Source organism: Tildeniella sp. (assembly GCF_059505325.1).
This window is the reverse complement of record NZ_JCACKI010000075.1, coordinates 1-13,819: the sequence shown is the minus strand read 5'-3', so window position 1 is coordinate 13,819 and position 13,819 is coordinate 1. Positions and strand designations below refer to the sequence as shown.

Sequence of the window (13,819 nt, the reverse complement as noted above, 5' to 3'; positions counted from 1 at the left end):
GTATAAGCATTCAGAATTCATAAGTCTCAATGTTCGTAAGCTTCAATAGACGCGATCGGTGAAGTCAATAACCAAGTTTTGATGATTTATAGGAGATTCAAACGATGCTTCAATTCAAAGTTCTACGGCAGTTTTTGCCTCTCACGCTCTCTCTATTAGCAGCAATGCTCACCATTGGGACAATGCCTACCGCTGCACAGTCTTCCAGTAACGTCTCAACTACTTCTGATCAAACGAAGCCACCCGCTCAACAGTCAGACCTACAGCTTATGCAGGCTCAAATCCCTGTCTTACCTACGTGGGTCTACCTCGCAGGGGGTGTAATGCTCATTCTGTTCTTTTTGCCCAAAGTAGGTTGGGTGGCGGGGTTGATTGTGATTGAAGAACGGGAAGTTGGGATTGTCACGAAAAAATTCTCAGCAAAAAGACTGCCTGAAGGACAACAGATCGCCCTCAATGGGGAAGCGGGTCTGCAAGCCGATACGCTGTCTCCCGGTTGGCACTTTGGCTATTTTCCCTGGCAGTACAGCGTGCAGAAAGAGCCTGTAGTGATGATTCCACAAGATGAAATCGGGCTGCTGATTGCCAATGATGGAGCCGCTATTCCAGCCAATCGTATTCTCGGCAAAGTGGTTGAGAGTGAGAATTTCCAAAATGCCCGTCAGTTTCTGGCTCACGGTGGCGAGAAAGGGCGACAGCTAGCCATCTTGACTACAGGCACCTATCGCATTAACACAGCTTTATTTACAGTGATTACATCCGGTAATGCGACGGCTCATGGTGTCACCGCTGCACGACTCAAGGTTTATGCGGTTCAATCCGATCGCGTTGGTATTGTCACAGCCTTAGATGGAATGCCGATCGAGGAGGGAGAAATTGCTGGACCGATCGTGGCGGGTCACGATAACTTTCAAAGCGCTCAGATGTTTATGAACCGGGGTGGCTGTAGAGGTTTGCAAGAACAGGTAATGCTTTCTGGCTCATGGAATCTCAACCCCTGGTTCGTGCAGGTGGAACAAGTGCCGATGACGGAAGTGCCGATCGGGTATGTGGGCGTTGTGATTTCTTATGTGGGGCAAGCTCACGAAGATATTAGTGGCGCAGCCTTCACGCACGGCAATTTGGTGAGTCGCGGAGACAAAGGTGTATGGATTGAATCCTTGCATACGGGAAAACATCCCCTGAACACCAAAATCATGAAAGTGGAATTGGTGCCAACAACCAATATCGTGATCAATTTTACCCAGCGGTTCAAAGGGGAACATGGCTATGATTCTTCACTCTCGGCGCTTAAATTACTCTCGTTTGATGGTTTCACTTTTGATCTAGAAGTCTTCCAGGTGATCCATGTAGGCGCGATGGATGCACCCAAAGTGATTTCGCGGTTGGGTTCAATGCAAAATCTGGTGGATCAGGTGCTGCGTCCGATCGTCGGTAACTACTTTCGCAATTCCGCACAGGAGTATACCATTCTCGATTTCCTCACGGCACGGAGTGAGCGTCAGTCAGAAGCCGCGGAATACATCCGTCAGGCATTACGCGCGTATGATGTGCAGGCAGTGGATACGCTAATTGGTTTAATTTCACCACCACCAGAGTTGATGCAAACGTTGACCGATCGCAAGCTAGCTGAAGAGCAGGAAAAGACCTACGTAACGCAACGTGCGGCTCAAACGCAGCGGCAAGAGCTGGTACGAGAAACTGCCCTGGCTGATATTCAACAACGAATTGTCACAGCCGAGCAAGGGGTGACGATCGCTGAACTGCAAGCGACAGCAAAAATCAGTCAGGCAACTGGAGAGGCAGAGTCAATTCGCGTTACAGGACAGGCACAAGCGGACACCTATCAAGCGGGTGTAAATGCGGTGGGTGCTCAGTTCTACACGGCGATGCAATTGATGCAAGTGATTGGCGATCGCAATGTGCGAATCATTCCCGATATCGTAGTGGGTGGTAATCAAAGTAATGCCGGGGCACTTGATGCCATGATGGGCATCTTGCTGTGGAACCAAGCCCAGGAGATGCAGAGCGGTAATCATCATAGTCAGGCGATCGTGCATACCCCTCCCACCGATCAAGCAAAAACGCCTTGATTGACGTTATTACTTGTACCAGGCTTGTTTCCACTGCTGCATCTGCTTGATTTCGGCTTTCTGAGACGAAATAATTTCTTGAGCCAGCTTCTTGATTTCAGGACGCTTTGATTTAGCCAGTGCATCCTGCGCCATCACCACAGCACCTTCATGATGCGGTGTCATCGCGTTGAGAAAGCGTCGATCGAATTGGTCATCGGCTGCACCTAAATCCATGCTCATCATCATGCCTTGCATCTGATCTTGAGACATGGGCATCGAGTGTTTCATCTGAGCGTTGTAGGCGATCGGTTCGGCACTGGCTTTGGGATACCAGGCTTGCCGCCACTGCTTCATCTGGTTCAGTTCTTTGTCTTGTGCCTGGATGATGTTAGCTGCCAGTTTTTTGATCTCAGGACGCTTGGATTTCTGCTGTGCTTCTTTTGCCATTTCGACGGCTCCCCGATGGTGAGGAGTCATCGCATCGACGAAGCGCAGGTCAAACTCAGCATCGGCTGGACCGAGATCCATCGACATATTGCTGCCGTGGTTCATGCCGCCCATGTTGCTGTGATCCATGCCCTGCATGGCTCCAGCGTTAGTAGCAGCGGGACTGGGTGCTTGATTTTGGGCTGTGGTGGAGCAGGCGCTGAGGACGCTGCCAGTGGCGATCGTTCCCATTACTAAAACTAGCCATCCCGTTTTTGCCAAGAAGTGATGTGACATACGTTCGTTGTGCCTGAAATAAAGGGTCTGAAGAAGTAACATTGTTATTCTGGATACTCCACTCGGCTGGAGAGTCAAGTAGTTAAATTCTCCAAGCTTAGAGACCGTTTGAAGGCGTGAGCCAAAGTCAAAAAGGCACACTTCTCTACCGTTACATGCAGTTATGAAATCGCTCTCGCTCTAAAGTACGAGCTCATCTTCCTTTCGGAGGAGAGAGGTAATTAGTTGGATGCCTCTGTAGGGTGAAGCCTGAGAGCCAGGAGGTTTTCATTTGTTGTTCATTTACCAGGAGTAAAGTTATGACCACCACTCAATCTCACCAATCCTTACTGGAAACCTGCCTTGAGGCTTGTTTTGACTGCCTGCGAGACTGCGAGAACTGTGTAACCGCTTGTTTGGATAGTGACATGGTACAAATGATGGCTCAGTGCATTAAGTTGTGCCGCGACTGCGCGGATACTTGCGCTATCTGCGCCCGCTTTATGGCTCGTCATTCTGACCTTCATGCTCAACTGTGTAGTGTTTGCGCGGAGGCGTGCGATCGTTGTGCCGCTGAGTGCGGCAAGCATGACCACGACCACTGTAAGCAATGCGCCGAGTCTTGCCGCCGCTGTGCTGAGTCCTGCCGTCAAATGGCAGCAGCAATGGTGTAGTAATCAGTTGTATCTTGATCGCGATGCTGTTTGGTTTGTTGGTCATCAAATGAACCAGACAGCCCAACTACGTTGAAACTCAAAAGCGTTATCACGCCACTACAGGCAATTTAACATGGACGGTAGTACCAGTTTCTGGTGCTGATTGAATCGATAACGCCCCACCATGAGCCTGCACAATGCGTTTAGTAATCGCCAGCCCTAAGCCAGTACCACCGGGCTTTGTGGAACAAAAGGGTTGAGTGAGTTTTGGCAGCACGTCCGGTGGAATGGGTTCACCGCCATTGTGAATAGTGATAGAAACATACGCTGTGGCTGCAGCGTCTACTTCCCACCTGATAACATCCCCAACTGAAACTGCCTCACAGGCATTACGAATGAGATTGATAAACACTTGTTTCAGCTTGTCTTGATCGCCCGAAATTCTAACCAGGGATAATGCAGCAATAAACTCGATTTGTCGCCCCTGCGCTTCTGGTGTCTCACGAATTGTTGCCAGTAATTTGTGCATGAACTGGTTTAGCTCAAACTCAACCAACTGCACGGCTTGAGGTTTGGCATATTGCAAGATCTCACCTAATAAGCGTTCTAAGCGACTAGCTTCATCAAGGGCAAGTGCTAAACGTTCTTGAGCAGGTATCGCCAAAATTATTTTTTTGAAATACTTCAACCCCATCACGATCGTGGTGAGAGGATTGCGAATTTCATGCACAATCATGGCAGCAAACTCACCGATCGCAGCCAACCGTTCCTGCTCAACCAGTTTGGCTTGAGCCACCCGCAGTTCTTCTGTTCGTTTCTGCACTTCTACTTCCAGTGCTTCATTAAATTGGCGCTGCTGCTGATAAAGGTGATAGTGATCGATGGCTGTCGCTGCCCGTTCTGCAAAGAGTTCAACGATCTGAATTTCTTCCGGCGTAAACTCGCGGGGTTGTTGATGAAACGAACAGACAGTGCCAATGACTTCGCTTTCTGCCGTCCGCAGCGGTATGCCTAAGTACGCTCGGTAGCCTGGGGCAGGTTTGCCATACTCTGGCTGGACGATCGCGTCTTTCACCGCCAGCGTACATTGATTTTGCATGACGGTGTTCGTCAACTGACCATGCAGAGCATACACCCGAGGCGAGTTACCCATGTCCAGACTGCTTGCCAGGACGGTTTCAAAGCCTTCTTGACAAATGGTTACGACCGTCCAATCCACATCAACCAATTGACTGACTGCACAAGCAATGTCGTGTAGATAGCGACTAAGCTCTCCAGTGCGGTAGCTCAGGGAAGACAACATTGCCATTGCCTGTTGCTCTCGCTGCCATTGATGGTGCTGTAGAGACTGATCGTCCTTGGCATCACTCATGGGACTAAACTACCTGCATTGAGCGCGCAATCTACTAAAATCTATCACGTTTGTTTGTTAAAAAACGCTGCGGATCTCCACTCAAGCAGCCAAAAATGAACGCTTGCTGAGAATTAACTAAACGGTTTCTCACTCAAATCTCAGCTTTTTAGATTGAACTCTTTAACACTGAATCATTTGACGATCGCGGTTTTCAGTCATCATTAGCAGTGCGATCGCTAAAAACAAATAGTGCTGATTAACATTACATTGAGGAAGTTTTGATATGAGAGTGAAACATTGGGTTCTGTTAAGTTTAGCGCCTCTAGTTTTTGTCGGTTCTGTCGGCATGGCTGCAAAGAAACAATCAATTGAAAGGCTCCTTCCCTTTACCAGCAATACGCCTGTACATTCGACCAGAGCAGAGTCGATCGCTCAAATGATGAACTCCACAAAGCCAACAGTTGTCAGTTCTGGCAGCTTTACTTCTGGAGAACATCCGACTCAGGGAACAGCTCGTGTCGTGAACCAGAATGGCAAACTCTTTCTAGAACTCGACCAGAAATTTAAAACCTCCAATTTAGGACCAGATCTCGTCGTAATTTTGCATCGCTCTAGTAATGTACTCGGTTCCACAAAACCACCTGCCTATCCGTTGAAAGCAGGGGATTATACGCTTCTGGCACCCTTACGCAAATTCAGTGGCACTCAACGATATGCCATCCCCGCAACGATCAACTTAGCCGAGTATAAATCTGCTGTGATCTGGTGCCGCAAGTTTAATGCAACATTTGGCGCTGCCAGGTTAGTTGGTCAGTAGAAAGCCAAAGATTGATAAAGAGCACTGTAGCGGTTCCCATGAGAGTGCAGTACAAGAGCTGAGGTTTTATTAAATAAAATCGGCTTTTGTAGCTTTTGTAGGATGTGTATAGCCTACTCTTCGAGAAGCAAGCTACGGCATGGCTGCGCTAAAGGCGACAGCTGTAACGCATCACAAGCCCCGGAGGCGATGCGTTACACTGCGCTAACTGAGTTTGTCTGCAATATGCTGAGCCGCTTCTACCGAAGTCCGCACCGGAATGATTTCAAAATGACCAAGATCATTCCATGCATCAATCCAAATATCAAACAAAGCTCGATTATCAGTCCGCATAAGTTGAAAGCATCTGAAGTAGTCTAGGTCTACCCAACTATCTACATACTCAAGCCCAAGAGGTAATTGACGACCTCGATCGCGGGCACGACGATAGATCTCAGTTGCCGCACCTGCATTGAAGTATTCGATAACCATATAAAGCATTGATTTTGACTCAGCAACCATTTTCGTTAGCTTAACAGTATCAGTTTATAAAACTCCTCATCTTAAGACCCGACATTGGCGAGATATTGATGCACAAACTGTACGCAAATGGAACCTTCACCGACTCCTGATGCGACTCGCTTGATGGAGCCATGTCGGACATCACCGACTGCAAAGACACCGGGGATGTTGGTTTCGAGCAAATAGGGATCACGATCGAGCCGCCAACCTCTGGGACGATGGGTACTCGATCGCCTCTCGCCACTCTTTAGGTCAGTTCCCGTGATCACAAAGCCGCGATCGTCGCGTTCTACCAGTCCATCCAGCCATTCCGTACGTGGAACGGCACCAATAAAGATGAACAAGGACACGGCGGTAACCGTTTCAGTTTCACCTGTGATAGCGTTCTCTATCACGATCGCCTCCAGACTCGTTTCCCCTTTCGCTTCCACCACACTGGAGTGAGTCTGCACGCTGATATTAGGCGTTTCGGCAATCTGCTCAATCAAATACTGCGACATGCTTTTGGTCAGCGACTCGCCGCGCACGAGCATTGTTACCTTGCGGGCATACTTCGAGAAATACATTGCCGCTTGTCCGGCAGAGTTGGCACCACCAATGATGTAAACATCTTCGTCTTGGCAGGTGAGCGCCTCGGTCTGAGCGGCTCCATAGTAAACTCCGGCTCCAGTGAGGCGATCGAGTCCCGGCACATCGAGCCGTTTCCATGACACACCCAATGCCAAAATCAGCGCATGGCAACTGATTTCACTGCCATTCGATAACGTGATGAAGCGGTAGGGATCTTCTATACGCATTCCCGTTACGTCTTGGGGACTAAGAATTTCTACGCCAAAGCGTCTCGCTTGCGTCACGGCACGACGGGCTAAGTCACTGCCGCTTAAGCCCGATGGAAAGCCCAAGTAGTTTTCAATCCGCGAACTGGTGCCTGCTTGTCCTCCCGGTGCTTCGCGTTCAACCATGACCGTACGCAGTCCTTCCGATGCACCATAGACGGCAGCCGCGAGTCCAGCCGGTCCGCCACCCACAATAATCAGGTCATAGAAGGGCTTTTCCGCTTGGGTGCGGAGTCCAATTTTCTCGGCAACCTGGGCGATCGATGGCTGCACCAAACTACTGCCGTCAGCAAAAAGCACTAAAGGTAGAGAGAGGCGATCGCACTTAGCAAAGTCCGCTAACGTCTGTGCTTCTTCGGATAATTCAATATCCAGCCACTGATAGGGGATTTGGTTGCGCGCCAGGAAGTCTTTCATATCGTGCGACTGCGGCGACCAACGATTGCCGATCACACGAGTGCCTTCAAAGGTGGGACGAAAGCTGGCGAACCAGTCATCCAGGAGGTCATTCAAAACTGGGTAGAGCTTTTCTTCTGGTGGGTCCCACGGCTTCAGCAGGTAGTAATCAATTTGGGTGCTGTTGATGGCGCGAATCGCTGCATCGGTATCGGCATAAGCCGTCAGCAGTGCCCGTTTTGCATTGGGAAAAATCTCTAGTGCCTGTTCCAGAAATTCAACCCCGTTCATTTGGGGCATTCGCTGATCCACAAGAAAGAGGGCAACAGGTTCGTTACGGAGCTTGAGCTTTTGGGTGGCATCGATCGCCGCTGCCCCGGAATCAGCCCGCATAATCCGAAAGCGATCGCCATACTGCTGCCGCAAATCACGGGCAACGGCTTGCAAAACTTCTGGATCATCATCAACAGTCAAAATGACGGGTTTAGCCACGGATATTACCTGCAAATGGTTTGTGTTCAAGCGTTTCTAAACAAGAGATTGAGCGCACGGCGAACATAGGTTGTCCAAGAGTCAGAGGTTGGTTGAAAAATTAAAGCATAGAGCATGATTCCACTCATGGTATCGAAAACCAAATCGGAGTCTAGATCGGTTGAAATTTCGTTTCTTGCCTTTGCTCGTTCTATGACAATTGCGAAGGTTTTTCGTCGAGGTTGCAGGTATTTTGTCCAGTAGATTTGAGCAAACTGAGCATTACTGGATGCGCTGCTGATAATCATAGCAATGGTCTGTCGTCCAAGTGGATTATTAGAGATTATGAGCCAACGCCCTCACTACATGGACAAAAACAGTACTCAAACGCTGCGTGAAGGTTTAGCAGAGTACTACGCTCTGAATCCCCATGTGACTCCTCCTGAAACACAACCACCGGAATTCGCCAAAATCCTATCAGCTCACGATGTTGGTCACATCATCTACGGCTGCGACACAGGAATGTACGACGAACTGAAAATTCTGCCGCTCTTTTGGTGGACAAGCGAGTGTACATTTCAAACTTATTTGAGCATGAAAAATTCACCCGCTGTCGATGTGATGTATGCCGACATGATCAAAGAAAAAGGTGTACTTTGGCTTTATGGAGCAGTTCTTAGAGTCCTTCCTCCGCTGATTCCAGAATTAATTCCAATTTGGTTCAAAACTCGCAATCGCCAGAAATTGGTTCCCTTTCTAGCATTTGAGCCGTTGCTCGATCGTTCCTTACTCAACATTCGCCAAGAGTTTGACTTGTTGCAGTTTATCAAATAAGGCTACGTTGGTTTCAAGGTCGCCAAAGGGAGGCGGACTGAGAAGCAAGTTTCACCTGGCTGAGACTCCAGGGCGATCGTACCTTGATGACGATTTTCCACAATCCTCCGGACAATATCCAAGCCTAGTCCAGTGCCTTTACCTACAGGTTTGGTGGTAAAGAAGGTCTCAAAGATGCGCGATTGGATTTCGGGTGGAATGCCCGTGCCAGAATCTGTAATTTCGACGCAAACCGAGTTGCCATCTCGCGCTGTGGTAATTTTGAGGCAACCGTTGCCAGCCATCGCCTCGATCGCGTTCTCGATTAAGTGCGTCCACACCTGATTGAGTTCACTACCGTAAGCGTTAACTTGAGGCAGAGATCGGTCATAGCAACGGCGCACTTCAATGCCGGGTTTGAGCCGATGCGAAAAAATTTGCAGCGTATCTTCAATCCCCTGATGCACATCCACCAACTGCTGTACTCCTTGATCAAGATAAGAGTAAGCCTTCATGGATTGCACCAATGCAGCAATGCGTTCAGCCCCGCGCAGCCCACTTTTGATCATCGACATGACATCAAACGAGAGTGCCAGCCAGTGCACTCCCATATCCTTTAGCTCGGTGGGATCATCCCGCCAACGATCGGTGAGCATGTTTAACGTCTCTACTGTCACGCCGCCCAGTGACAGCGGGGCAGCCAGATTCCAGGCATTGCTAACGCCATAGGCTTCTAGCCACTCAAGCAGTTCCTCCTCGCGATCGCTTAACAGTGTCAGGTCGAGGCGATCGTGCAGAATTGTCTCGTAACCCTCATCGCGGGCTTGCAGCCATTGCTGTGTATGCGCTGCCTCGATTTGGCGCTGCCCATAGACGAGGTTCATCCGCTGTAGCTCTGCCAGGGCTGGAACCACATCTCTCAAGGCATGGACAACGGCAGCGGCTGGATTATTCAATTCATGAGCTAACCCAGCTGCAAGCGTTCCCAGGGCTGCCATCTTCTCTCGACCCCGCACAAACGATTCGACTCCACGCAGTCGCCGTGCCATCAGTTGAAACACAGCCCGCTCAAAAGCCCGACACTCATGCAGCAGGGTGAGAAAGTCATCGCCCGCAATTTCATACGTTACGCAAGCCGTCAGTGCGTGCAGGGTAACAAGCATGGGTTCATCGGTCAGGACTGGCGTTTCACCAAAGACTGCTGGTGCTTTGTGTTGCCCGATCGGAATGTCTAAGCCATCGCTGATCCGCGTAATCCCGATCTGACCCGCGACTAAAACAAACACTCCTCGCGCTGGGGCACCTTCCTGCACCAAGGTTTCTCCGGCAGCAAGCTCAACTTTCTGAGCGCGATCGCACACCCAATGCAGTCGTTCTAAGGGCAAGTGTTGAAATAAGGCAAGCTTGGAGAGATCTTCGATACACAGCATCCACTCATCCTTACAGATTGATTCTTCAGCACAAACAGCGGAGCGCCTTCTAGCCCATACCGCTGGTTACTCCCAATGCTGCATTTTTAGCACAATGGGATCAAACCCAGGATTGAATTTGGTCTTTTCGTCAAAATACGCGTCCTTGAGATGAACCTGAAACAAATCGGCACCGCGCAAATCAGCACCACGCAGATCGGCTTTGTAAAAACTGGTGTGCATTAGATCAGCGCCGCAAAGGATGACTTCCCGCAAATCGGCTTCTCTCAAATCCGCACTGGAAAGATTGACCTCCGTTAAATCAGCGCCCCGCAGGTTGGTGCCGTGCAGTTTGGCTTCCCGAATGTCTGCTTTGCGTAATTGAGCACCTTCCAGATTAGCCTGACTGAGGTCAGCTTTTTGTAAGCCCGCCTGACTCAAGTCCGCCTCGCTTAAATCAGCACCTGTCAGATCAGCGTTCAGCAATTTGGTATCACGAAGGGTAGCGCCCTGGAGCAGTATGCCCTTCAATGTCGCGTCTTTTAAGTCGATCGCGCTCAAGTTTACGCTTCTAAAGTCTCGTTCTCCGGCGGCATAGCGATCGAGTAAGGCAGTCACAGTGATGGTGCTAGACATAAAGTTCCTCCTGTAATGGTCACACCAACCAATCTCATCGTAGATGATACAGCGGTTTGCAGCTACATGAGGTACGCCTCTGAGTCTGAGAGCTTTAGCTGTAGCCTCTTTCACTCCTGACTCCTAACTCCTGAATTCTGCTGTATCCTGAATTCTGCTGTAAATGACGATTAGCTGACTGAAATGGAGTAACCAAACCGCAGCTTGAGAAAGCAAATAACCCTTTTGCTTGCAGAAAACACCAAAATGAGTACGCGATCTACTGAAATGAGAAAGCAAACCGCAGCTTGAGAAAGCAGAACCCCCTTTTGCTTGCGGAAAACACCAAAATGCGTACGCGATCTACTGAAATGAGAAAGCAAATGCTTGAAACGATTAAGCAAATGACCTTTTTGCTTACGGAAACTACTGAAATGAGAAAGCAAACAAGCAAAACGAGAAAGCAAACAGCCATTTCGCTGATTGAATGAGTCGTGAAAGGCAAGCGACGCTCTTATCCATCTAACGGACTTCTCACGCCTCGTCCACCCCGATTCAAGACGTGTGTGTAAATCATCGTCGTTTTTACGTCTTTGTGCCCCAACAACTCTTGCACGGTGCGGATGTCGTAGCCATCTTCTAGCAAATGGGTCGCAAAACTGTGGCGGAAGGTGTGACAGCTAACCCGCTTGGCAATGTGTGTAGCCTGAACAGTTGCTTTCAGCGATCGCTGTACACTACTCTCATGCAGGTGATGCCGACGCACAACGCCACTCTGCGGATCGCGCGATCGCCCAAACGAAGGAAACACAAACTGCCAAATCCAGTCGCGAGCCGCGTTGGAATACTTACGCTCTAACGCAAATGGCAAAGACACTGCTCCATATCCCTGGTCTAAATCCCGACGATGCAGTTGCCTAACCTGCTGAAGCTGTACCTGTAACGGTTCAATCAAACTCGTAGGAAGCATCGTTACTCGACTTTCATGACCCTTAGCATCACGCACTACAATTTGACGTTGGGCAAAATCTACATCTTTAACGCGCAAATGTAACCCTTCAGTCAGCCGTAGACCACTACCATATAACACCTTTAGCACGAGTCCATGTACCCCTGACACTCGTTGCAAAACCACTTGCACGTCCTCTCTACTTAGTACAGTCGGCAAGTAGCGTGAACGTTTCGCCCGCACTGCATCTAATGGACCATCCCATTCTTGCTGCAACACATAGCGGTATAGAAACAGCAACGCACTCAAGGCTTGATTTTGAGTAGAAGCAGAAACCTGTCCATCCACAGCGAGAGCGGTAAGAAACGCCTCAACCTCTGCATGACCCATCTCCTTTGGGTGACGCTTGTTATGAAACAGAATATACCGACGAATCCACCCGACATAACTCTGCTCAGTGCGGTAGGAATAATGTTTCACGCGGATTGCATCTCGAACCTGATCTAACAGCTTTTTGGGGCGACTTTCCATTGTCCGTTGTAGACGCTTAAGAACATATGTACTTAGTATCGCCTTTGACACGTATTTTTGTTGGTAAAGAATTTGTGAAGCTAGCTGCATAACCTTCTTCTCAAGGATTACTATGTAAACCGAGAGCTGCATAACACCCTAATTCTGGTAAGTATGCAGATTTGGATCTGGATAAGATCCAATTTCGGGTAGTGATGCAGCTCTGAAGCCGTATAAAATCCCATTTTTGGGAGTTATACAGATAAACTTCAGCCTATCTCCCCCATACAGGGTGTTATCTTGATTCAAATCTGCCTAATCACCCAAAATAGGGTGGATACCTAGATTAGAGAGGCTAGGATCAGTCTAAATAAGAGTTAGCCTGCTGAGTAGTATATGGGTAAGCCCTTCAGGGCTACCTGTAAGGAACGAATATTTTTGAGTAATCTATCAGTCATGGGGAATTTGTATACGTGTAGCCAAGAAGCATGGTTATCAGAGCCTACAGTCATTGATAATACATGGGCAAACTATGGCGAAAAAATGGTTGCTTTTGGCTAGAAAGGTCAACTCTTCCACGCGCACAAGCAGCCAGACAATTTTTGCGAGAGAACTTGGCTAAAATTCCCTCAGAGTACAGGAGCCATTTTATTCAGGCACTGCGAACCAGATGGGATAGTGCATTTCTTGAATTTATATTAGCTAGAACTATTCAGGAGCTAGGTGGAGAGTTTGCTCTAGAGCAAGAAAACTCAAGTGGCAGTTGTCCAGATTTTCTCGTAAATTTTAGTGAGCATCAATTAGTTATTGAAGTTGTATCTCCGAGCTTTGATGGTGAAGGAGATGACGAACGAATCAAGGATGCTCCACTTCTTGAATTTATAAATAAACATGCTCCACGGGATTGGAGCATTGATATCATTCAACTACCCAAAGTTGGACCTCAAGATTCCAAAAAAGAATTTAAGAGAGCATTTCGGCAAGCGTGTAATAGTTTGCCTGCTGAACCTGAAAAGAAATGGTATTACGTAAATCTGCCGATTCAGTACGGTCAATTACATCTAGGATTTTTTCCTGAAAAATTGGGGAATGAAGCAATTGTCTACAGCAGAATGTATCCTTTCGGAGATGCGAAGGACGGGATACGACAAGCCGTTAAACGAAAACGAAAACAGGTAAGAGCAGAAGCCTTGCCTGTACTACTAGCCATACATGGTTCAGGTTACGGAGTGACGTTTGAAGACTTCGACCGTGCATTATTCGGTGAAGTATTCACAATTGCTGGGGGTGATAGCGTTGAGAAGATTCAGTTTAAGCCAAGCGGTCTTTTTTTAGAATCTGGCAAGGAGGGGAAAAGTCCAACTTATGCCGGAGTGCTTGCTTTTAAGAGAATAGATATTATACGCAAAAGTGATCCTGTTATCTATCATCACCCAAGATTTACTGGGGAGTTGCCTATGCAGTTAATGAACTTTGAACAAAGAGAATTTCAGAGTTCAAACAAAATAAAAATTCAACCTGCAAAGTGTCAAAATATACTTGCAGAGCTTGATTTCATGCCCAATCACTTATAGCTCCGCAGGCTAACACGTTACGGCAGCGGACGGACGAAAGCCGCTGGTGCTGAGTTCAAGATTATCTGCCGCCGCTGCGTTTTGCCGTTATGCCGCAAATCAGTATTGCTGTAGTTTCTCATCCAAATCCTATGACAAAGC

At 48.4% G+C, this 13,819-nt stretch carries 12 protein-coding genes and 1 pseudogene; 5 read left to right on the top strand and 8 right to left on the bottom strand.

Annotation, left to right across the window (positions count from 1 at the left end):
- The first annotated feature begins 104 nt into the window (after nucleotides 1–104).
- Nucleotides 105–2,093, top strand: a complete 1,989-nt coding sequence (locus AC5JO6_RS27135; protein ID WP_496084169.1) for an SPFH domain-containing protein — start codon at nucleotides 105–107, stop codon at nucleotides 2,091–2,093.
- Between the two features lie 9 nt (nucleotides 2,094–2,102).
- On the opposite strand, the gene AC5JO6_RS27130 is transcribed toward AC5JO6_RS27135, so the two are convergent.
- On the bottom strand, nucleotides 2,103–2,798 hold the full coding sequence (locus AC5JO6_RS27130) for a DUF305 domain-containing protein (protein ID WP_496084168.1): 696 nt from the start codon (nucleotides 2,796–2,798) through the stop codon (nucleotides 2,103–2,105).
- Between the two features lie 299 nt (nucleotides 2,799–3,097).
- Between AC5JO6_RS27130 and AC5JO6_RS27125 the strand changes: the two genes are divergently transcribed.
- On the top strand, nucleotides 3,098–3,451 hold the full coding sequence (locus tag AC5JO6_RS27125) for a four-helix bundle copper-binding protein (RefSeq protein ID WP_496084167.1): 354 nt from the start codon (nucleotides 3,098–3,100) through the stop codon (nucleotides 3,449–3,451).
- Nucleotides 3,452–3,542: 91 nt separating this feature from the next.
- Here the strand turns inward: AC5JO6_RS27125 and AC5JO6_RS27120 are convergent, their stop codons facing one another.
- Nucleotides 3,543–4,805 carry an ATP-binding protein gene (locus AC5JO6_RS27120; protein ID WP_496084166.1) on the bottom strand — a complete coding sequence of 421 codons (1,263 nt, stop codon included), beginning with the start codon at nucleotides 4,803–4,805 and terminating at the stop codon, nucleotides 3,543–3,545.
- Nucleotides 4,806–5,070: 265 nt separating this feature from the next.
- Between AC5JO6_RS27120 and AC5JO6_RS27115 the strand changes: the two genes are divergently transcribed.
- Complete coding sequence (locus tag AC5JO6_RS27115; RefSeq protein ID WP_496084165.1) at nucleotides 5,071–5,604, top strand: DM13 domain-containing protein; 534 nt, start codon at nucleotides 5,071–5,073, stop codon at nucleotides 5,602–5,604.
- A 204-nt stretch (nucleotides 5,605–5,808) separates the two neighbouring features.
- On the opposite strand, the gene AC5JO6_RS27110 is transcribed toward AC5JO6_RS27115, so the two are convergent.
- The 3 genes and pseudogenes from AC5JO6_RS27110 to AC5JO6_RS27100 all read right to left on the bottom strand — a co-directional run.
- Nucleotides 5,809–6,084, bottom strand: coding sequence for a DUF3303 domain-containing protein (locus AC5JO6_RS27110; RefSeq protein ID WP_496084164.1), 276 nt, complete (start codon nucleotides 6,082–6,084; stop codon nucleotides 5,809–5,811).
- Nucleotides 6,085–6,146: 62 nt separating this feature from the next.
- Nucleotides 6,147–7,829, bottom strand: a complete 1,683-nt coding sequence (locus tag AC5JO6_RS27105; protein WP_496084163.1) for an FAD-dependent oxidoreductase — start codon at nucleotides 7,827–7,829, stop codon at nucleotides 6,147–6,149.
- A gap of 26 nt (nucleotides 7,830–7,855) precedes the next feature.
- Nucleotides 7,856–8,152, bottom strand: a pseudogene (locus AC5JO6_RS27100) (TetR-like C-terminal domain-containing protein); the annotation flags it as partial.
- Between the two features lies 1 nt (nucleotide 8,153).
- Here AC5JO6_RS27100 and AC5JO6_RS27095 point away from each other — a divergent pair.
- Nucleotides 8,154–8,642 carry a hypothetical protein gene (locus AC5JO6_RS27095; protein WP_496084162.1) on the top strand — a complete coding sequence of 163 codons (489 nt, stop codon included), beginning with the start codon at nucleotides 8,154–8,156 and terminating at the stop codon, nucleotides 8,640–8,642.
- A 2-nt stretch (nucleotides 8,643–8,644) separates the two neighbouring features.
- Here the strand turns inward: AC5JO6_RS27095 and AC5JO6_RS27090 are convergent, their stop codons facing one another.
- The 3 genes from AC5JO6_RS27090 to AC5JO6_RS27080 form a co-directional block, all read right to left on the bottom strand.
- On the bottom strand, nucleotides 8,645–10,051 hold the full coding sequence (locus tag AC5JO6_RS27090; protein ID WP_496084161.1) for a sensor histidine kinase: 1,407 nt from the start codon (nucleotides 10,049–10,051) through the stop codon (nucleotides 8,645–8,647).
- A gap of 66 nt (nucleotides 10,052–10,117) precedes the next feature.
- A complete protein-coding gene (locus tag AC5JO6_RS27085; protein WP_496084160.1) occupies nucleotides 10,118–10,666 on the bottom strand; it encodes a pentapeptide repeat-containing protein in 549 nt (182 codons plus the stop codon).
- A gap of 493 nt (nucleotides 10,667–11,159) precedes the next feature.
- Nucleotides 11,160–12,125 (bottom strand): integron integrase, encoded by a 966-nt coding sequence (locus AC5JO6_RS27080; RefSeq protein ID WP_496084159.1) that lies wholly within the window; start codon nucleotides 12,123–12,125, stop codon nucleotides 11,160–11,162.
- Between the two features lie 593 nt (nucleotides 12,126–12,718).
- Between AC5JO6_RS27080 and AC5JO6_RS27075 the strand changes: the two genes are divergently transcribed.
- The gene (locus tag AC5JO6_RS27075) at nucleotides 12,719–13,678 is read left to right on the top strand and encodes a hypothetical protein (protein WP_496084158.1); all 960 of its coding nucleotides are present in this window, start codon (nucleotides 12,719–12,721) and stop codon (nucleotides 13,676–13,678) included.
- The last annotated feature ends 141 nt before the right edge of the window (nucleotides 13,679–13,819 follow it).